At 33.7% G+C, this 21,247-nt stretch carries 19 protein-coding genes; 5 read left to right on the top strand and 14 right to left on the bottom strand.

Features of this window, described 5'->3' with window-relative positions; translation table 11 throughout:
• The first annotated feature begins 134 nt into the window (after positions 1-134).
• The 3 genes from DUT71_RS02790 to DUT71_RS02780 all read left to right on the top strand — a co-directional run bounded on the left by DUT71_RS02790 (position 135) and on the right by DUT71_RS02780 (position 4,379).
• A complete protein-coding gene (locus tag DUT71_RS02790; RefSeq protein WP_113660982.1) occupies positions 135-2,528 on the top strand; it encodes a TonB-dependent receptor in 2,394 nt (797 codons plus the stop codon).
• Positions 2,529-2,608: 80 nt separating this feature from the next.
• A complete protein-coding gene (locus DUT71_RS02785; protein ID WP_113660981.1) occupies positions 2,609-3,616 on the top strand; it encodes a sensor histidine kinase in 1,008 nt (335 codons plus the stop codon).
• A 10-nt stretch (positions 3,617-3,626) separates the two neighbouring features.
• Positions 3,627-4,379, top strand: coding sequence for a LytR/AlgR family response regulator transcription factor (locus tag DUT71_RS02780; RefSeq protein WP_113660980.1), 753 nt, complete (start codon positions 3,627-3,629; stop codon positions 4,377-4,379).
• 473 nt (positions 4,380-4,852) lie between these two features.
• On the opposite strand, the gene DUT71_RS02775 is transcribed toward DUT71_RS02780, so the two are convergent.
• The 3 genes from DUT71_RS02775 to DUT71_RS02765 are packed head-to-tail and all read right to left on the bottom strand — an operon-like array spanning position 4,853 to position 7,438.
• Entirely contained in the window at positions 4,853-6,100 is a 1,248-nt protein-coding gene (locus DUT71_RS02775; protein ID WP_113660979.1) for a DUF3883 domain-containing protein, read from the bottom strand.
• Positions 6,101-6,140: 40 nt separating this feature from the next.
• Positions 6,141-7,103: a hypothetical protein gene (locus DUT71_RS02770; RefSeq protein WP_113660978.1), complete on the bottom strand. Its 963-nt coding sequence runs from the start codon at positions 7,101-7,103 to the stop codon at positions 6,141-6,143.
• A gap of 2 nt (positions 7,104-7,105) precedes the next feature.
• A complete protein-coding gene (locus tag DUT71_RS02765; RefSeq protein ID WP_113660977.1) occupies positions 7,106-7,438 on the bottom strand; it encodes a hypothetical protein in 333 nt (110 codons plus the stop codon).
• A 280-nt stretch (positions 7,439-7,718) separates the two neighbouring features.
• On the opposite strand from DUT71_RS02765, the gene DUT71_RS02760 reads away from it, so the two are divergent.
• Positions 7,719-8,597 (top strand): hypothetical protein, encoded by an 879-nt coding sequence (locus DUT71_RS02760; RefSeq protein ID WP_113660976.1) that lies wholly within the window; start codon positions 7,719-7,721, stop codon positions 8,595-8,597.
• A 649-nt stretch (positions 8,598-9,246) separates the two neighbouring features.
• Here DUT71_RS02760 and DUT71_RS02755 read toward each other — a convergent pair.
• The 7 genes from DUT71_RS02755 to DUT71_RS02725 form a co-directional block, all read right to left on the bottom strand.
• The gene (locus DUT71_RS02755; RefSeq protein WP_113660975.1) at positions 9,247-9,585 is read right to left on the bottom strand and encodes a hypothetical protein; all 339 of its coding nucleotides are present in this window, start codon (positions 9,583-9,585) and stop codon (positions 9,247-9,249) included.
• Positions 9,586-9,675: 90 nt separating this feature from the next.
• Positions 9,676-10,215 carry a hypothetical protein gene (locus DUT71_RS02750; protein ID WP_162795921.1) on the bottom strand — a complete coding sequence of 180 codons (540 nt, stop codon included), beginning with the start codon at positions 10,213-10,215 and terminating at the stop codon, positions 9,676-9,678.
• Positions 10,216-10,308: 93 nt separating this feature from the next.
• Positions 10,309-11,487: a site-specific integrase gene (locus DUT71_RS02745; RefSeq protein ID WP_113660973.1), complete on the bottom strand. Its 1,179-nt coding sequence runs from the start codon at positions 11,485-11,487 to the stop codon at positions 10,309-10,311.
• A 91-nt stretch (positions 11,488-11,578) separates the two neighbouring features.
• Complete coding sequence (locus tag DUT71_RS02740; protein ID WP_113660972.1) at positions 11,579-11,857, bottom strand: helix-turn-helix domain-containing protein; 279 nt, start codon at positions 11,855-11,857, stop codon at positions 11,579-11,581.
• Entirely contained in the window at positions 11,847-12,644 is a 798-nt protein-coding gene (locus DUT71_RS02735; RefSeq protein WP_113660971.1) for a hypothetical protein, read from the bottom strand. Before DUT71_RS02735 ends, DUT71_RS02740 begins: the two co-directional genes overlap by 11 nt.
• On the bottom strand, positions 12,595-13,215 hold the full coding sequence (locus DUT71_RS02730) for a ParB N-terminal domain-containing protein (RefSeq protein ID WP_113660970.1): 621 nt from the start codon (positions 13,213-13,215) through the stop codon (positions 12,595-12,597). Before DUT71_RS02730 ends, DUT71_RS02735 begins: the two co-directional genes overlap by 50 nt.
• A 91-nt stretch (positions 13,216-13,306) precedes the next feature.
• Positions 13,307-13,987, bottom strand: a complete 681-nt coding sequence (locus DUT71_RS02725) for a hypothetical protein (protein ID WP_113660969.1) — start codon at positions 13,985-13,987, stop codon at positions 13,307-13,309.
• Positions 13,988-14,277: 290 nt separating this feature from the next.
• Here DUT71_RS02725 and DUT71_RS02720 point away from each other — a divergent pair, with 290 nt between their 5' ends.
• A complete protein-coding gene (locus DUT71_RS02720) occupies positions 14,278-15,558 on the top strand; it encodes a hypothetical protein (protein WP_113660968.1) in 1,281 nt (426 codons plus the stop codon).
• 114 nt (positions 15,559-15,672) lie between these two features.
• Here DUT71_RS02720 and DUT71_RS02715 read toward each other — a convergent pair whose 3' ends face one another.
• Genes DUT71_RS02715 through DUT71_RS20155 form a run of 4 tightly spaced genes read right to left on the bottom strand, consistent with a single transcriptional unit; the run spans position 15,673 to position 21,176 of the window.
• Positions 15,673-17,151: a type I restriction-modification system subunit M gene (locus tag DUT71_RS02715; protein ID WP_113660967.1), complete on the bottom strand. Its 1,479-nt coding sequence runs from the start codon at positions 17,149-17,151 to the stop codon at positions 15,673-15,675.
• Complete coding sequence (locus DUT71_RS02710; protein ID WP_113660966.1) at positions 17,148-18,044, bottom strand: hypothetical protein; 897 nt, start codon at positions 18,042-18,044, stop codon at positions 17,148-17,150. The genes DUT71_RS02715 and DUT71_RS02710 overlap by 4 nt, the downstream gene beginning before the upstream one ends.
• Positions 18,031-19,668: an AAA family ATPase gene (locus tag DUT71_RS02705; RefSeq protein ID WP_113660965.1), complete on the bottom strand. Its 1,638-nt coding sequence runs from the start codon at positions 19,666-19,668 to the stop codon at positions 18,031-18,033. Before DUT71_RS02705 ends, DUT71_RS02710 begins: the two co-directional genes overlap by 14 nt.
• Positions 19,665-21,176 (bottom strand): restriction endonuclease subunit S, encoded by a 1,512-nt coding sequence (locus tag DUT71_RS20155; protein ID WP_162795920.1) that lies wholly within the window; start codon positions 21,174-21,176, stop codon positions 19,665-19,667. The genes DUT71_RS02705 and DUT71_RS20155 overlap by 4 nt, the downstream gene beginning before the upstream one ends.
• Positions 21,177-21,247 lie beyond the last annotated feature (71 nt).

The following is a 21,247-nucleotide window of genomic DNA, read 5'->3' as shown; positions in this document are numbered from 1 at the left end:
AAAGTAAAAAACGAGCTATAATCCATTTACGTTTTTCCTAAATTCATAGCAAGTTTCCCTCAATTCATTGAAAACTATGATTTAAACCTTGTCTTCTTTTAGAATTTAGCAGTGTAAATAAAATAAACCAGCTAATGAAGACACTATTGAAACACTTTCTAACAGTTATTATCCTAATTGTATTTGCCAATACAGAACTAAATGCCCAAAGCAGCCTCCAGGGTAAATTATTAGATAAAAATAATGCAAGCATTCCCTACACGCCAGTATTGCTAATCAACATGAAAGATAGCACTTCAACGAATTATACGTTGACTGATAGCTTAGGTAAATTCAATTTTAAAACTACGCAATCGGGCATTTACTTTATTAGGGTTAAAGCTATTGGTTTCAAAACGTTCAACAGTAGTAAAATTGAAATAGACCATACCAAAACTGATGGATTTCAATTCCCAAACATCATCTTGGAAGACGATGTGACGATGATGAAAGAAGTAACTATTTCAGGAAAAAAGCCATTGTTTGTACAAAAAACCGATAGGCTGGTGTTTAATGTAGAAAATTCATTATCAGCACAGGGGGGCGATGCCTTAGATGCGCTAAAAAACACGCCACTGTTAAAAGTAGATGAGACCAATATCGGCATGGCTGGAAAAAGCAATCTAAATGTGATGATCAATGGCAGACCAATAGCACTAAGTGGAGAAGCGCTGATTGCCTATCTAGGTACCATATCTAGCGAACAGATCTCTAGAGTAGAAATTATTACCACACCACCTGCAAAATATGCTGCCGAAGGAAATTCGGGATTGATCAATATCATCCTAAAGAAAAATCCAAATTTGGGATTAAATGGAACTGTTAATTTGGCCGCTACCCAACGTAGTAAGCTCTCAACCAGAAACAGCGCCAACATCAACTATCAGACAGAAAAGTTTAGTCTAAGTTCTAGTCTATTATATAACTACAACAGAATAAATGCTTATGAAGAGAATGAAAACATTTTCAGCAGTTCATTAAGCGATAATAGACAGGACAAACAGGTGCTTGCCAAAGATTTTGCCCCGTCAATCAATATCAACTACAAGATAAGCCCTAAAACAGATGTTTCGGCCATTTATGAATTTAATGGTTCTGATTTTACCTCTAATGATCAATCCAAAAGTTTGTTCTACAACAATGCGCAACTTAACACCCAACTGTTTAATAATGGATATGGAACCATCAACGGGAACTATCATCGCTTGCATACCTATCTAAACCAACAACTAGATACCTTAGGAAAGTCTTTCGAATTAGGTTTTCAGTGGCTGGATAACAATATCAGCAACGACAGAAATAATCAGATCAACAACAATAATGTGCTTGCTGCAACCAAAAACACCTCTCTAAATAAATATAGGTTAGGTGTATCAAACCTAGATTTTAACCTGCCATTAAAAAGACTAAGCTTGCAAACCGGTTTACGTCATGCTTTTTTAGACAACAACAGTGATGTTCGTTTTTTTGATATCGTTAACCAAAAACCTGCCCTAAACGAGGCACTAACCAACGTATTCAATTACAACGAACATATCTTTTCTGCTTACGTTTCTGCGGAAATGAAATTGAGCAAAAGATGGAGCGCACAGGGTGGATTACGCTATGAAAACACCAGATACGATGGCAAGTCCCAATCCAATGCAGACAAGATCAAACGTAACTACGGCAATTTTTTTCCTACCTTATATCTGAGTTATAACCAATCTGACAAGGCCAGCTATTCGATCAAGTACTCGAAAAGGGTGAATAGGCCAAAACTAGATCAGCTTAACCCTTTCCAATGGTTCATCAATCCGCTGCAATACGTAGAGGGCAATCCATTGCTCATGCCATCATTCTCTGATAACGTCGAATTTACTTATACGAATAACCAAAATTTTAGCGCTACGTTTTATCATTCTACCAACCATGATCAAATCAGTTACTTCGCCAATTTCTTGGATGATGGCAAAACACAGAGATACAGCTACTACAACCTGTTGAACAGCTATCAATATGGTGTTTATGCAAACTACACCTTCGGGAAGGTCAAAAATCTGGAGAGCCAATTTAGTGGAGGATATTATTGGCAACGCACAACATCGAAAGATGAAACCTTAGTTCCTTCCACAAATGGTGCAGGTGCTAATATTTCTGTAAACAATTCATTTAAACTTGGCGGCACCAATATCGTTCAGTTAAATTATACCCAAAGTTTCCCAAGTTTTGATGGTACATTACAGACCAATGCCTACGGTTTTTTGACCATGGCTTTTAGAAAAAGCTTTCTTGCCAAACAGCTAAATGTTGGACTAACTGCCTCTACAATTATCAGCAAGGGAAATGAGATTGCTTACAGGCAGATTAATAACAATGCTAGCTTAAATGGCCAAAATGAATACGATTACCAAAGCGTCCGTATCAATTTAAGTTATAAATTTGGCAATGGAAAGCTAAAAACTAGCAGACAAAAAAATGTAGCTGAAGAGGCAAATCGAATTAAATAACCTAGATATTTGATGGCTGTTGGTTTGTTGAACCATACAAAACCAACAGTCCACCTTTTAAAATAACGAACAATAGAAACATGTCCCTTAAAAAAATAATCGCGGCCATTGCCTTTCTTTTGGTACTTTTTTTACTGAACGCACTGCAAACGCTTACCTATTACGTTACCAGGATGTGGGGAGATATCAACTTCTATGATCTTCCTACACATATTACCACTTACCTTAATACCTTGGGCTCGTTGGGCTGCACGCTGATTGCCTGGAAACTTTTAAGCAGATGGAAAATTAGAAGGTTTAAGTTTGTCTATGCTTTTCTGTTGACCATTCCGCTATTTGCAATTTTCACTTCAATTTTTCATATCGCTGTTAGGGCCTACTACGGTGGAAATACTACTTTTGCCTTGTTACAAACCAATTTTATCTTTTCCATTTCCTTTTCCCACTTATATGTTTCAGGTTTTACCATTGCCTATCTATTTTTTACAGAAACCAACGCCTTAAAGGAGAAACTAGCCCATTCTAAAATAGAGCTAGAAAGTATGCACCTTCAAATGCTGACGAAAAATATAGAACCTCATTTTTTATTCAACAACCTGAGCATACTATCTTCGTTAATTCGCAAAGATCCAAGTCAAGTTGAGGATTTTATCGAAGACCTTGCTGACGTTTACCGTTACTTTTTATTGCACAATACTACCGATAGCGTAGCATTAAAAGACGAACTATCATTTCTGCAAAAGTACCTAGCTTTAACTACCAAACGTTTCGGGAGTGCCTACCAAATCAAACTTGAAATAGATGACCAAGATGGATATATAGTTCCTTTTGCTTTGCAGATTTGCCTAGAAAACGCCATAAAACACAACCAAAGCAGCGATACGTTACCATTACAAATAGAGATCAGGAGAGAGAAAAATCTAATTGTGATTACCAATCCGATTAGACCTGTAGAAATGATTTCCAACACAGGACTGGGACTTTCCAACGTTGCCAAAAGATATCAACTCTTGTTTGACAAAGTCTTGGACTATCAGGCTATTGACAATAAATTTGTGGTAAAGATACCAGTAATTACCAGTAGATAAAATAATAGGGATGACCATTGTAATCATAGAAGACGAAAGCCTTAATGCCGAGCAGCTTCTTTTTTATATCGAAAAATACGATAGCAGTATTACTGTTGCAACGGTATTAAAAAGTAATGAAGAGATTTTAGCCTGGTTTACTGAACATAAAATGCCAGACTTAGTGTTTTGCGACATCAAGTTACTAGATGGCAATGTATTCACTTCGCTGCAGCGAGATATCATTACCTGTCCCATTATCTTTACTACAGCATTCAACGATTTTTACCAAGAGGCCTTCGACAGTAACGGCATCGCTTATTTACTAAAACCTATTAGCTACAAAAGTTTTGAAGCTGCCATGAGCAAATTTAACCGGCTGGCATCTAAAAACCAACCTATAGATTGGGCAAGTATCTCGTCCGCCATCAGTAAGATCAACCACAGATACAAAGAAAGGATCTTGGTTAAGGCAAATGCCAATACGTTGTTATTGGAAGTTAAAAACATCGTCAGTATTTCGACGCATTTAGGTATTTGCCACGCAGTTGACAATAAGGGAAAAACCTATGAATTTAGGCAACGTTTTGCCGATTTGGCCGAAAAACTGAATCCTAATATCTTCTTTAAGATCAATAGGGGCGAGATGGTCAACATCAATTTTATTGAATCAATAGAACCTTACTTCAACGACCGGATCTCCATTAAATTAATTAACCAGTCCCAACGTTTAACCACCTCGACAGCTACAACAGCCGAGTTTAGGAAATGGATTGAAGGGTAACTCCTTTATATAGGAATACCTTCTCCCGTATTTTGATGTCTTAAATCTCCGTGTTGAAGAAGCCCGTAGTTGTGCTATGATTCCTGCTGGATGCTTAAAGCGGCACCCTGTAAAATTGTACTAAAAATTTTATGTTGCTCCTTTGCTGAGGTTGATCCGTAAGGAAAATTCGAAACAAGTCAAATAGTTTCCCAGCGTAAGCTTGATAGGTTTTTTTTAGACGCAAATTTGTTTTGGCATAGGTTAATTGGCTGGAAAATGTCGAACTGATATTGGAAGATATGCAACTAATTGTAATATATTTTTAGCAATATAAAAAAAGGAAATACCGTAAGTATGGTATTTCCTTAAGTAGCCCCGAGCAGAGTTCTGAACTCAATTATTGTCAGCAAAAAATGTGATTTTGAACCAAAATTGCCCAAAACTGCACTATACCTTTTCAGATGAATTTACCCTAGAATTTACCCCATTTTTTATACCTTCTTTGACTTAATACTTACTTTGTATAAAGTTGGTTTCATCACTACACCTCTAACTTTTGGAAAGAAAGGGTTTCCCAGATTCCATATTTTAGGAGATAGACCTAACACATCAAATACATAGTAAATGAAGTAGTTTGTCAGACTCTCTGATTGAGACAATTCGAACGATGTTATAAAAAAATTTGGATCAGCTTTTTTATTCGTAGTTGACTTTACCTCAATATACTTCTTCCTACCATCTAAACCCCAAGACAAGATGTCGTATCCTAAACTATCAGTGTCCCTTGAAACCCAGGTAACTTTTTTTGCTAAATCAGGTCTCCCATTCTTTATCAAATACATTTCTTCCCATATTTTAGCGATATGCTCCCCACGGTCACCAATAGCTTTTTTTCTAAGATTAAATTTTTCGTAGTCTTGCTTCTTTAATGGTAAGTCACTTACGTTGCTTTTTGAACCTGTATTTATAAAATCTTTATCAATCTGCAAGTTTGTTATCAAACTAATATTCAAATTTCCAATTTCTGGAAATTTAGGCACTTTCTCCTGCTCATTATCTTTTGTTACGTTGTATAGATATGTGTATAGTTCATCATTTATGAACATTGCAAATTTCATTAATGACCATGATTTCATTATATCATCTTCATTTTTCCATTTTATCAACCTCAACTGATTATAAATAGGCTCTTCATTTAGGCTACCTTCATCATCTAAGTTGAAATACGTTAATATTTCGTCAAGATACTCTTTAGAATAAATACTTAGATATTTGTCTGGAAAATATGTTGCCAGCAATTTCCCTTTGAACTTATCAGGTATTATAGACCTAGAAATGGCTGCATAATCCTCTATTGACCCCGATAACAGCAGCTCTGAAATTTTAATTTTTAGGTTATGAAACGCTGTATCAAAATCACTACCATACTTTTTTGCACCTCTATATTCTTTTTCTGTATTCTTGCCATATCGCCCATAAAACACCCCGTATTGACTGGCATTACTACCAGATATTTTTCCAAAATTTTCTAACTTTTTTTCCATCCAGTAGCAAAAACTTTCACTTTGATCTACATAAAGCCTGCCGAGTACATAATTTTCTTTCGAAAGTCTCTTTATATTATCAATCGGAAATTCTGAGTAGAATATCTTTAAAAGTTCTTCAATTGATGTTATCCTATCATTATCAAAATGATTTAGAAACACCATTTGATGTTGTCTCAATAGTTCAGTTGTCATAAGCAACGAGCATTATGTATGATCAATAAATAAATAGTTATTATAAGTAAAACCAGAGATTATCATCAACTTTTACAGAGTTTAGTCCTTGTATTTTCTCTAAATCTCTTTTTGCCTCTACAGGGTATAAAGTTTGAATTTGCATTACCTTTTCTTTGGGCTTGCCTCTTTTGTTAAATTCTATTTCCTTATACCAAAGAGCAAAATTGGTATCATCTATCTTGAAGAAAACTTTTTCTCTATCGAACCGATTACAATCAACAATACCAGAAAATTCAACCAGTATTTTTAAAATTTCCTTTGGTAAGTTCGTGTGGTCAAAATGTCGAATAGAATGATAGGACTTATCTGTTTGATGCTCTTTAACTATTTGTGCATAATGTCTAAAAAGCACATGAATGTAAACAAAGCTGTCAATTACGAATTTATAATTGCATATCGATAAAATCTCTTCTTTCGGATTTCCTTCGTCATAATATTCGAGAACTGTTAAATAAATGAATTTGCTATGTAGAACTAGCCCCTTTCTTAAATACTCAAAACGATTGCTACCATAACCCATTTGTTGACAATAAACTTTTAATGATTTGATTTGTCTATTAGTTTCAATAGCGATATGTCTTTTTATTTCATCTTTTAAACGAAGGTTACTTACTACATCCATTTCCCAAGATAAATGATGGCTATTCAGGAATTCAACATCATCTCTTTTGTGATTTTGACTTATTTCTCCATTAAAATCAAGTGCAAGGTTCCACCCTTCATGGTTATTAAAATACAAAAGATACTTATCTCGAAAAACACAATCATTGCATTGAGGATATTTTAACGCATCTAATTCTCTGCCCTGTTCATCATGAAAAAGTCTTAGTCTTCCACAAATATGGCTTGCTTCTGCGGCAGTTAGTTTCTGATTTTGCTCTAACTTATCTACAAGAGCCTGAGCTATTTTTTGTTGAGCATCAAAATCTCTGATCTTCAACTCTTCTCTTGAAAAACTCATAATCAAACTATTTTATAGACATAAAATTTCTTATTCCTCAAAGGCTGTTCTTTGATGATGAGGCATTCGCCAGTATTATTTTGAGTTGGCTTTATCAAAAATGGATCTTCGCCCCGTTGAAGAAGCTCAAAGGCTATTTTCAGTTTGTCGATTTGAGTATCTGCATCAACTTTCCATTTATTGCCCCTATATTTGAAATAAGCCGCAGCACCTCTGGTAGAGCCAGTAGTCTGTCCATCAAGCCTTATGTATTCAGGATTATTATTTTTGAGTGGAGCAACAAATTCTATGTAAAACTCTTGGAAACTTTCAAAAGTAGGAGTGAGCGTTTTCATACAGTTAAATTTTTCTGAAATTACAGTATCACTTTCACTTCATCAAATTAAACTGAATAATCTTTTTGCTATTAAACCATAAATTGAGTTTTTACAATAAAATCTCTTGAGATTCCAACGATAATTCTTCGGTTGTCTCTTTACCTGCTTTTAACGTTGTTCCATCTTCTAGAGCACTAAAAAGCCAATAGAATTGGAAAAGAATACGTCGCAAGTAATTATTTTGGAATTAATTATATTTATGTTTCATAAAATTGACCACTCTTAATTGTCGGATATAATGACACCACAAGAAAGAAAAGACACTGAAAAAAGAATAAAGAAGTATTTGAAAGAGAATAAAATTTCCAAAGTACTGTACTTACAAGTTGAAGGAACTTTTGATGATGGTGGTATCAAAGCTAATATTTGGAATGTTAAAACAAATAAAGGTGCATGGTGGATTGCCGAAGGACTGCGTGTCCCTATGAACCTTTATCCGCAAGATACATTCTATTTCACTGCAGATGAGGTCTATTCTTTTCATGTTGGAATAGTTCAACGTCTTCAACATGGACAAAACGAAGAGAGTAATGTATTGTCTGAATTACCATTAGACCTTGAACAAGTTCATGCAATAAGAAGAAAATTAACGCTCGCTGCTGATCGACTACATATAGGTATGGAAGCTGAGGAAATGCAAGCTATAGGACTTATTTGCCGAGAAAGTCTGTTAGCCTTAGCTCATGAGCTTACAAAAAGAAATGGTCAAGTTGTTGAAAAAGCTCAATTAAAAAATGGAGACTTTAAAGGCATAGCAAAACTATTTATTGATGAATACGCTCCTGGGTCTAACAATGCTACTTTGCGTAGTCATGCCAGAAAGATGAGTGACATGGCTTGGAGTTATTCTTCTGAAATTGTTCATTCTGCTTACAAGAACTTTCCAGATTGCAAAATCTGCATCATATTAGCTGCTTCAACAGTATCGATATTTGAGAATCTCTTCATGAAGTATCTTGGGTTTGATCTTGAGCCAAGATGCCCTAATTGCGGAAGTATGAGCCTTGAGATTTATTCTGGCAAAACTGAAAGTGAGTTAATTGAACATTGTACGAAGTGTGATTTTGATAATTTAGTAAATATTGAAACTATTGGCGGACGTCCTTTTGGCACCTAAATCTCTTGAGATTTCAACGATTTTAACCTCCGTGTCTATTTACCTGACCTTAGGGTAGTTCTTTCTTCTAAGGCAATAAAAAGTCAATAGAATTGATTAAGTTTAATTGCCTAGCTATCCAGATTAAAGATCATCAGCTTTCATTTGAAAGAACTTAGAATTTTGAGAAAATCGGTCTGCGCATGACATTTCACAATTATTATCCCATCTTCAACTAATTTATGCTTGAAGTTCTTGAGATTCATCAAATCATTAATTCTTGGTTCTTGAAGTGATTATCAGACTTTTCATTAAATAATTTGATATTTTAATGTTTTGAAGCCTTATCAGATGATTTCAACAGATCAGACAATTCTTCAACATCAGTCATTGATATACTGTTTTCATCAACATTCCATTATCAGGTAACATGTTATTCATGTATATATACATGTTCTGATAATGCCTTTCCTTTCGGACGGCATAGATTAGTAACTTTGGAAATTTATAATGACCATACGCTGTCATCGACCTTTTTCTTAATCAAAAAATAGTTTATACAAGAATTGCCCTCCTACTTCAAAAGAGCTTGATGATGCTCAAATTGCGATAAGATACCGAAGAATCTTGAGCATCATCAACTGTCTTTTTAAGAGTTCAAAAGTTCGTTTCAGTCTTTTGAGGTTTTCTTTTTGGGCTTTTGAGCTTTGAAGGGGAGAAAGACTATACCTCCCAAATATGCTTCTTCAACCTTTACCTTAACACCTTTGATGAAGCAAGCATTTGATGTTTTTTCCTTGGTTGTTATAACTATTCCTTCGCATCCATGACCATCGTTTGTGGTGTTGTGGTAAGCTACTTTCTGCTCATTATCATCAACCGCTAATTCTTGACATTTCAGACAAATGTAATTTGGATAACGTGTTGATGCTTTAACATACCTGCTACAAATTGGGCAGTACTGTCTTGTTGGCGAGGCTACCGCCTTACCTTGTTTTTTACTTTTCATATAAAATTTGTTGAATTTTGGTCTTTCCGACTTAAGATGAGTAATTAGTCAGACCCATGATTAATAATTGCGCTGTCAAAAGAAAAAACATTAATCTGCAGTTTTTCTAAACCACTCTCCTATCTCTTCTAAATCGAAAAGTTTAGTGTTTCCCTTTGCATGGCAAGGCATACCTTCTGCAATTCGTTTGCTTAAAGTATTTCTACTCCAATTGAAACGCTTCTTCACTTCATCGCCAGTAATCCATTTGATATCAAAATCGGTTTTAATTTCAGGTACTACTTGATGTGGTACTTCTTTTTCAAGAGACTGAACATTTCTATAAAACTCAATTTCAACCTTTAGCCATTTATCAACGTCAAAAGTATTTCTATCCAACAAGTACTCATTTTCAAAGAAATAGTAATGTTTTTTGTCAGGATTTCTTACCGATGTTGCAAATACCCTTTTGAAAAGATAAAGAATATATAGCTTATCTTTAATTTTCTTTTGAGATTCTACGGTAGATTTCATGTAGTTAATCAACTCCTCGTTATAAACTATGGCATTTACTCTTAATTGAACTTTTCTTTCGAACATCAAACTATTAATTGCGCAATTGACCTTCGCTGGCTGTAGCGTTTTACTCATGTTGTTATTATCTTTTATCCATTTTAGTAAGTATTTAATCCATCAAAATGAAACCAAATGGATTAAATACTTTTTATTTTATTAGCTCTGATGTTAAATCGCATGGTGATACACGTCATTCAATTTATCCATTGAAGAATAAAGGTCTTCAGATAAACTTTTTGCATAAATTTGGGTCTGAGCAATATTAGTATGTCCAAGCAAATCTTTGACGTGGCTGATATAAACACCATTTTCTATTAAATTACTTGCAAAACTGTGCCTTGCGCAATGAAAACTTATCGATTTATTAATGCCCACCAATTTCATCAAATCTTTAAGCCCTCTATTTACCACTTGGTTAGCCATCTGCGGTAGAGCCGATGACGTTTTAGGTTTAATTGCATAACCATTATATTTTTGAAGTATTGCTCTGGCATTTGGCATTAAAGGTATTGCTAACGGTCTATCTGTCTTTTGAACTTTTATCTCAATTCTTGAGGGTTCATCTTTGATGTTCTCCAGTTTGATATTCATTACATCAGAATAACGCAAGCCAGTAAAGCAGCTGAATAAAAATAGGTCTTTGACACGTGTCAAGGTCTCATTTGATTTATCAACTTCATACGTCATCAGCTTCTTAACTTCATTAATAGACAAGAACTCTCTATTACCCTTTGATGCTTTTATAGGAAAATCTTTATACGGGTTTACATCCATGTAACCTTTACGAATAGCTTCATTGATAATTGCCTTAAAAACCTTGTGTTTGGTATAACATCCTCCATCTTGATTTCCTCTAACTTTTCTTAGGAAAACATCGTATCTCTGGATTAAATCATAGCTTATGTCTCCAAAGTTCATTTTCGGATTAAATTGTTTGATGATGTTCAAACCCGATTTATAAGATTTCAAAGTATTATACTCTTTTGAGAACTCCCAAAGGGTTATTTGTTGCTGCCAAAAATCAAATAGGTTAACTTTTGTATTATCTCTAAAGTAGTTCATAGCAACAGTTAATGTAATCGGTTTGCCCAAACTTTCTTGAGTAAGCATATAGGTTTCAAATCCACTTGCTTTTTTGTTGAGATAAGTAGCTAACAGTTGAAGGAACTTATCTTTCTTTTTAGGGCAGTTATTTTTGCTGTCCCAGTCCTTTTCATTAATATACTTACCTGAAGGCATTCTGGTAACATATTGTCCAACTCTTACCGAAAAGTGGATAGGACACGTTCCATCTTTTCTTTTTTTATCCGTCCTTAACACAGGGCGCACTGAATAAGTCAATTTCATAACGTTTTATTTTTTATGGCTAATAACCAACGAGTTTTTTGTTTTTAAAAATTTTTACACATAAAAATTTAATAATCAAACAATTGACACCTTATGGTGTATTTTTCAAGCTTCTATCATATAATACTTTTAAGGCTTTACTGTCTTTGTTACACGCCTTAACCATAAGTTGGCTATAGGCATAATTTTCAAACTTCTTGTCTATATCAGCCAGTCTTTTCTTAAACTCACTGTCATTAGCTATCCAGTCGTAAACATGTTGTCTTGATAGCTTTGCCATCTCACTAGCCTTAGAGGTATTCATTCCCGATAAGAAATACTGCTGTAGAAATTTCTCCTTATTTCGAACTGTTTTTGGATTACCTAACATATAGTTTTGATTTAGCTTTATTTAGTTCCTGTTCGTAAGGTAAACAATGGTTTAAATCCTTTGATGCATAATAAACAACTGAAATTCTGTAACCGCCTTCATCCAATTTTTCAATGGGAGAAACACCATGTAGTAATTTCTTGCCACAGAAATGTATTAAAGACTGATTATTCAACTTAAATCCAATACCATATTCAGGAAATATCAAATGTCCCCCAATCATATCCCTTTTAAATACTACCATTGAAGAATACGTATTATCAAGATTGAAATCATCTACATGATAGTTAAAGGCACTGTCAACATTTATAATACCACTAGTGTAATTAGTTTTACAAAATCTATATTGAGAATGTAGGTTTTGTTTATCAATTAATACTTTGCCAACCTTATGTCGCTGTGGTAACTTGTCCCTTAAAATATTATCAAAGGCAATAGCGAAATCATTACACAGGATATAATCTAGCTCGGGATTGTTGGAATACAATGCGCCCTGCGTACAAAAGCCAAGTTTATTAATCTTGCCATTAACAGCTCCAAACAAAATGCTTTTCTGTCCTTTGTTTGCAGCCCTATTTGATGCATTGAATGTGACTTTATTTATCAAAAGCGGCAATTGTTCTAAAGCAGGATGCTGATCTTCAATATACAGTATCGGAGGCGCTCCTTCTAGTTCAACAAGGCAACTATGATCTATTAAGTCCTTTGTTATATGTGCCTCCATCGCTTGGCTTCTACTATAAACTTTCATCTCTTTGATCTTTTTGTAATATTTCTTTCCAATCATTATATATATCAATTAAGGTTTCTATCGCATCAGTAAAAGTTGGTGCGTTCAATTCTTCTACAATTTCATAGAATTTGATTTTACTTTCTTCGCTAAGCGGAATGCTTATCCTTTTAATGGATTTTTTAACCGTAAGCTTTCTTGGCAATACTGTTTCGGGCGAGAAGTATGCATTGAAATCGATAGCTTTAATTTCATCTGCAAAAAAGCTTTCAAAGGATATTTGCCCAACTAAATCTATTATTTGCTGTTCAGATAAATCGGCTTTTGCTTTCTGATTCAATGTTACCGATAACAGTTTTTCATCTTCCAAGCCTAATTCGACAAAAAATACGGGTAGTTCTGCTATGCCAATTTCCTTAGCTATTTCAAAAATTTGGACTCCATCAATAATGATGTTTGTGCCGTCATCTCGTTGGTTCACTACTAAAGTCCGCTTGACGCCATACTTCTCGATACTTTTCTTAACTTTTTGCTTTTGCTTTGCCAGTTCTTTCCCTTGGTAATATTCAGGGACTTTCAGCTTCGTTGTGGCTACATAGATTTGGTTGCCGTAATTTATAGTTTCCATAATATTTAGCAGCTTTGTTTGCGCCGCACATTATTATGTAACTAGCATGTCGTATGCTTTGAAATTTATATCATGAAGGCTTTTTTTACCTCTAAAATCTCCAAGCCTCATTCCGCAAGTGGGAATTTCTGAGGCTATTTAAAAATTCATCCGAAAAACTCTCAAAACTACTTTTAGCTATATCTAATCGCAACTGATCTTTCTTAATCATTGGTTTATACACCGAACTTATTCTAATACACATTTCTTCAAAAAAATCAACTTCGTTAACTTTTAAAGCAATCTGAACATTATCTGGATTAGAAGCTATAAGTTGAATTTCAATAAATTCAATTTTTAAATTCCCCTCATTAAGTGTTAATTGAACACTGCTTTTAAGAACCTTAAATATTCGAATGTCTGATTTTTTCCTTGCTATTCGCAATATTGTTTCAACGAGTACGATGTAATTTCTCTTTCTATATAGTGATGATTTTGAAAGATCAGGATACTTTATAAGTAACTGGCTTAAGTTAATCTTGATACTCTTCCTTTTACAAATAAGATATTCTTTGAATAACCGATCAAAATTGTCGTTATCATCAATTCTAGTGTAATTTGCTCTATGAGTGAAATACCGATTGCATTTGCTGCATTTATATTGACATTTTTTGCCTCTTATAAAATGCTTCTTCCCAAGACTTTTACAATACGGACACCTCTCATATTGTTTAAATGGGGAAACTTGCAAAATTGTCGGTTTTGTCGGTTTTTCAGCTTGGTTTTCTCCCATTTTAAGTTATCAAAACAATTTTGGATATTAGCCATAAATATAATTGCTTATAGAATAGAGTAAAGAAAAAATATTACATATAACAACAGCATTGCGTTAGTTGAATTTTGCGGAAGAAAACTGGTAATTTTTAAAAGTGCAAAAGATATCAACTATACGCTCACCTATGAGGTGGGCTATAGTTTTGTCTTGCACTTTAGGTATACCAGTACCTCTTCCGCAGACTACTATTAGTTCCACCTCTGCTTATTTTAAACCACCTTGAGGAACGGAGGTAATAATTTTAATTTATGCTTCGCTCCATATTAATTGCGTCCAGCTTTGTTTTTAATCTAGTTTGTTTTGCTCAAACAAAAGAAGTTGAAATCAATCAATTGTTCAGGTATACTGTTCCAGAGGGAAAAGTGGTAGAACTCACAAACACTAAATTTCATAAGCTTATTTTATCTGACGGCGTATTTAGGTCTGGCTCTGCATGTAATGCGGCTGCCTATTCCAACCCGAAATACCTGTACGGTATCTCCTATTACGAAAGCCTTGAAGAATATCAATCTGGGCCAAAAACTATCGGATTTACTTTCAGTGAGATTAATCATGATCACGATGATGTTTATCAAGTTAAACCCTATTATTTGCTAAATAACGATATGGGAATGAATGATCTTCGTAAAAGCTTAGATTGGAAATTTAGTAGTCAGAAAATCGCCTTCTACCCAGGCACGACCTTATTTCCATCTAGCTGTATACGCAGTATTGTGCTTACTGAGAGAGCTATGACGCAAAATGAAGCAAATCTTTTTAACAAGAAGCGTGCTGAAATAACAAAAGTAAATGAAAAGGCTAAAGCTATATTAGCACAGGCTAAAGCGAAAGAAGACATGGAACAAAGGGCAAAGCAAGAACAGTTAAGAATTGAAAAGTTCAACAATCCAAAGTCAATATATCGATTGAAAGAATTGAACAATTTTCCAAAAATAGACACCACAAATAAGGCTTTAACGAATATTTCAAATCTAATTATTGATAAGCTAACACAAAAGAATAATACAGTCTTCCTTAGAATAAAAAACCCCTATTATCAGAACAGTTCATTCAAAATTATAGGGCAGTGGGATACATTAGGAAACATAACTTCTCTGAGACTAAGTCCTAGCAATCAAAGCTTAAACAGTATTGACCTTAAATTGTCCGATGATAATATGATTACAGCAAAATTAAAAGTGCTATTGAAATTGACTGAAAGACCTATTGTTAAGGTTGATTCAAAAAGCAAGTATGTACTGCTTGAAGATAAGTTGTGTGGCTTTGATTTTAAAATAGAAGGGTACAATTATTATCATCTGAAAAAGAGTAAAAATTCATTCAATTTATCCCCCGAAAGAAAAACGGAGAGTGATACATCCTTTGAAAAGAAGCTCAAGTTGGAGCAATCTGGTCGTGAAAAAGGCAAATATCAATTTCAGTGCTATGATATAAGTTTCTCATTCCTTAATTTTTCCGAATTTATAAGCGTATTTCCAATATCCTTGTTTGAGGATAGAATATTAATCTTTGAAGCATCTACAGAGTAATAAAAGTTTAAAGCATAGGTATTTTGAAGTATTTAGCCCTATAATTTTCCCTATAGGGCTTTCTTCTTGGCTAACATCAACAAGAAATGTTAAAGTCGTAGCTCTAAGAGAAATCTACGTCTGGTTTAAACTTCTGACAACCTCCTTATAACTGTTCAATGAGCTTTCTAGACTATCAATTATTTCTTGAGCTAAAAGCTCTGGTTCTGGCAAACTATCTAAATCTACAAAACTATCATCTTTTAACCAAAGGACGTCAAAATTAACTTTATCTCGTGATATAAGCTCATTATAAGTATACTTCCTAAATCGACCATTTAAGTTTTGTTCACTCCAAGTATCATCTGTTTTATCTCTATTTTCAGCTTGGTAGCATGAAATGAATGCTTTTAAGTTCTCGAATTGCAACGGATGTTTTTTTAGTGTATGATGTACATTTGTTCTATAATCGTAAAACCAAACATCTTTAGTATTAGGCACTTTCTCCCTTTTCTTTTTTTCTAAAAACAAGACATTGACCTTTACTCCGTTCGCATAAAAAATTCCCGTTGGTAATCTTAAAATTGTGTGCAGATTTGTTTCTTCCAATATTTTCCTCCTAATCACTTCACCAGCCCCCCCTTCAAATAAAACATTATCTGGTAGAACAATTGCAGCCCTACCATTCTCTTCCAGCATATTAACAATGTGCTGAACAAAACAGAGTTGCTTATTACTCGTAGTGGTCCAAAAGTCGGTTCTCAGAATATAAGCTTCCTGTTTAGCTAATTTTTCATCATTAGTTATAGTATAAGTACTGCTTTTTCCGAATGGAGGATTGGCTAGCACAATTTTCACTCTATTTTTTATCGGTTCAAGCAGACTATCTTCCACTTTAATTTCAGGAGTTTCTTTCATATCTCCTACACCGTGTAAAAATAAATTCATTAAGCATAACCTCGCTGTCGACGGTACTATATCCCATCCTTCAAAAGTCCTGAATTGTAAAAATTCCTTTTTACTAGTATCTTGTAATTCCTTTCCGTAACTACTATTTAAGTACTCAATTGCTCCGAGAAAAAAACCGCCTGTGCCACATGTTGGGTCTGAAATAGTCTCTAAAGGCTTCGGTTTAATACATTCAACAATAGCTTTGATAATAGAACGAGGAGTGAAGTATTGTCCAGCACCACTACTTTCAGCACTTTTCTGCAACAAACTTTCGTATATATCCCCCTTTATATCTACAGCCTCAGACACCCAATTGTCCTCATCTAAAAGTTCAATGAGTTTTTTTAATTTATAAGGATCATGAATTTTGTTTTGTGCACCACTAAATATATTTCCCAGCATCTTCCCTGATTGAGACAAAGAATTCAATGCATTAATATAATCTAAAGTTAGACCTTCAATAGGATGGTTAATGAAGAACTGCCAATCACAATTCTTAGGTATATTAAAATCTCTATTATATGGGGGATTGGAGTACTCATCTGCCATCTTAAGAAATAACAGATATGTTATCTGTTCAAGGTAATCACTATAGCTAACTCCATCATCTCTTAGCGTGTCACAAAATGACCATATTTTAGCTACTAAATTGTTTGATTTCATTGTAACACTGTATTAATATTTTCAAGCCATGGATAACTATTTTTATCCTTAGTTTTTTCTTTTATAAAACATTTGACTACCATAGTATATGGTTCGCTCTTTTTAGTTAGACTTACTAATTCAAAGTAACTTTCACTTATCTTCAAATTGATCTGTAATTGAGTTGGATTATGATATTTGATATAATTGTTTGTTGTCTCCAGAATAGATTCGCACTTCTGCCATATTTTACTTCTACTTCTTTGAATGGGGGAATGATCAAGTCCATAGAATTTAATCGATAATACAGCCTTTTTATTATTTAAAAGATTTTCTTCTTCACTATATGTAGGATAAACATCGCCGTTGCTATCGAAGGAAATCAACGTAACATCACTTGGATTTATTGGGTCAATTAATAAAGAGGTCTCACAAGTACAAATATAATCTTCTGGCCCCGCTATCAATGAATTCTGATCTAAAGGAAAGTAATTTCCTTTTCCATATACCTCTTTATTGTTTTCAAATCTATCTTTTCTGAGCTTGTTAACTAAACTGCCTGCTAATCTCAAGTTTTTCCAGTAGTAAGATAACCACCAATAACCATCTTCTCTTATTACTACACCGCTCTCATTCTTAGACTGAGCCTTAGGTCTATAATGTTCTATCTCCCATTCAGATGAGTTTTCAGGCGACTCTGAATACCAACATTTATGTCCAGATAATTCTGAAAGGGTTGAATACAACTCTCGCCAATAATTATTTTTAGCCCAGTAATCACTACGTCCTCTAGCATCCAAAAGCCTAATATTTTCTAGGTGTTGGCTCGCTACATTTACCCATTCTTTGAAGGTAGTATCTGGATTTAATCGATTGAATGTTTCTTCAAAATCTGAAATGTCAATGTATCTCATTATTTCCTTGATTCATTTCTTTAAGAATTTTCTCGACAGCTAATTTACTAGCTTCATCAAGCATTTTCTTTTGCTCATCTGTAAATTCAATTTGCTGTATAATTTCATACTTAGACATTTCCGCCAAATACATTTGAAACCATCTATCCTCTACTTCTTCGTAGAAACCGTATTCCTCTAACTGCGATTTTTTTAATTTGTATTCCTCATATTCGTTAGAAGTAATATCATTTCTCATGAGTTTACCTTGTAAAAATCGCTTCCTATTCAAAAGAAGCTGAGTATCTTGATCTAATATGGTCGGCAATCCAAACAATTCGCTTGTCAATATTCCAGCGACGCCCATACCTTTAGGATCTTTTTCTGCCTGCTCAGCTACAACTTGCCCATTATCTGGATTTCTTCTAAAAATCCTTATCTGTTCCTTTTTTAAGCCACCTATGACCAAAGGGTCGTGAGTATTTATAATTATTTGTGTAGTATCATCTATGCTATCTGTATCAGAGTCACTTCTATAGATATCATTTAGCAACTCCAAATATCGCCACTTCCATAAAGGATTTAGGTGAGTATCGGGTTCATCTAATAACACAAGAGTCTCTTTATCTTTTGTAAATTTAAGAAGTCCTAAAACTGTGAGTAGTTGTTGCTCACCTTCGCTTAATTCTCTAAAAGTTATCTCATTACCAACATTCACTTTTTTTACTTTTACTCTTACTTCATGAATTAAATCAGAAATATAAGTGCTCTCTAATGCTTTAAAAAGTTCGGTATTTGTTGTATAAAACTTATTTAGTTCTTGTAGTTTCTCTTTAGTTGGAACAAAGAGATATAGATATTCCTTTTGCCTATTTGATGAATCCCTAAAACTTTCTTTATAATCTTCTAATAAATCAATTGGCGCAAGTGAAATTTCCCAAAGTTTTTCCAAAAACTCTCGAACCAAACCTTCCGCCCCCCACATAAACTCATCTTGAAAGTTTGTTTTTTTTTGCCATTCAGGTTTTTGAAATTTAAACAAAACAGACTCCAAGTTCTCAATACTTAGGTATTCAGATAAAAAGTCTCTCGTCTTTTTCTCTTCAAAAGTATAGAACGCAAGCAGTACGAAATATGAATGAACTAATTGAACATAGAACATTCTTCGAAAATCTTCCACATCTTCTTTTGTTACTCCTTTTGCTTTGGCTTTATTATAAAAGTTTCTCTGGTTTTCATCAAAATGATCTTTTAGCTTATTGCTTATACCAGAATAATAAGTGAAAACATATTTAGGCAAGTATATTTCTTTACTGGTAAAAAATGATTTGTAAGATTGCTTAACCTCATCAACATTTATATCATAACTAAATCTCTCGGTCTTCTGATCCTTTTTACATTCAATTTTAATATTATGATCTCTACATTTATATTTTAATTCATATTCAAATTCAGGGTATCTTGGAGTAGAACCTGGCTTACTCAAGTCGAGATATTTAAAAATCAATACTAAAGTTTCAATAAAGTTTGATTTTCCTGTCGCATTTTGCCCAAGCAAAACCGTATTAAGCTCCTTTTCATCTAAATCGATTCTAAATTTCTTCAGATTTTTGAAATCTTCAATGTATAAACTGTCAATCCTCATTTCAAAGAAATTAAACTACCCCTTTCTGATTTTTCTTCAATTATTCTATGTTGAATTTTCTTTAATTCTGAATAGAACTTCTCGATATCATCCCTATACATCGAATCTTGCCATAATTCTTTTGAAGATATTGGGGTTTTCTGTTTTTCCAAAACCTGCATAATAGATAAATTTTCTCTTTCCATTCTTTGTATCTTGGTTCTATTTTTACTCCTGTTTTTTTCTTGAAGTATATATATATCCTTTTCTTTCTTTATTTTTTCTAGCGACAAAATGACCTGCTTATTAGACTTAGACTGTGGGCATAATTCTCCTTGAAACGCATATTGTAAAGTTTTTCGATATAGTAGTTTAGTCTTCCTAATTTGATCTTCTAGGTCTTCTTCTAGCTTTTTGAGATTTGATAAATTATGCTCTATTATTGAACTAACATTCCTCTGCACATCCAAGCTGGGGAAAGGTATTTTTATGGACTTAAGCCTTTCAATATTTAATGCCTCATAGGTTGACCCACTAAAGTGTTTAATTTGGCTAATTTCGTTTTGTAAACATAATTTCAGGAACATAGAGTCTATTTTTTCATTGAGTTTAAGCCATAATATATTTCCATCCTTAAAATAAAACGGGTTGTCACCATTTACAATATATACTTCGCCAATTGTGCCAATTGCTGTCAATAAAATATCGTTCTTTTTAGGCACTCCAAATTTCTCCTTAATTTCCTTATATCTATCTTCTGATATAAAGATCTTTTCTTCTGTTGAATAGTTTTTTGATAATTCGACAATTTCTCTTATTCTATAGAATGGAATACCACTGTCCAGATATTCGGATTTAAATATCCTCTTACTCGATGTAATCTCTATAATCTCACCTAAATACCTTTTTTCGTCATTAATATCATTAAAATACTTTTTAGCAATCGAGGTTTTACTAAGGTTAATCTTTGTTATTGCAGAATTAATATCCTCAATACTTTTATCTAACTGACTAAAAATTTCATCAATTTTCTCAACAATACTATTCTGATCTTCGATGGGAGGTAGCGGAAATGGAATTTGTTTAAATTTAGTAGCAGACAACTCTAAAAAGGTTGTACCACTTGCCATATTTTCTGCTATCTCTTTTACAGTTTTAAGATAATAGTAGACAAACTTTGGATTGATTAGCTCTTCACTTGGCAACACCAGATTTTTAAACCCTTGATTTGTAGCAAGATCATTACTAGTTATTGCAACATACCCAATTGGGGCTCTAGATGAAAAAATAATAGAATTTTTAGGAATTTTGATAGCTGAAGAATATTCTAATCCAACCTTCGAAATATTTCTTTGCCCTTTAGATATGTAGATACTATCATAATTAGATAAATCAGCTGGTGTGACCCAAGGGATATCTCCATTCCAAAACTCTTCTTCTTTAGTAGAAGGTGTGCCCCCACTAACAATAATCCCTATGTCATCTATAGTAACCCATTTCCAACTATTTGGGATGTTTCTTTTCTTCATTTCAAAATGGAGTTTAAAGTTAGCAAATTACAACTTTATAGATGATTTGACAAAGTGAATTTCGGACGGGG

Source organism: Pedobacter nanyangensis (genome assembly GCF_003313505.1).
Taxonomy (GTDB): Bacteria; Bacteroidota; Bacteroidia; order Sphingobacteriales; family Sphingobacteriaceae; genus Pedobacter; species Pedobacter nanyangensis.
Note: the sequence above shows the minus strand (reverse complement) of the source record. Positions and strands in the feature narration are given on the sequence as shown.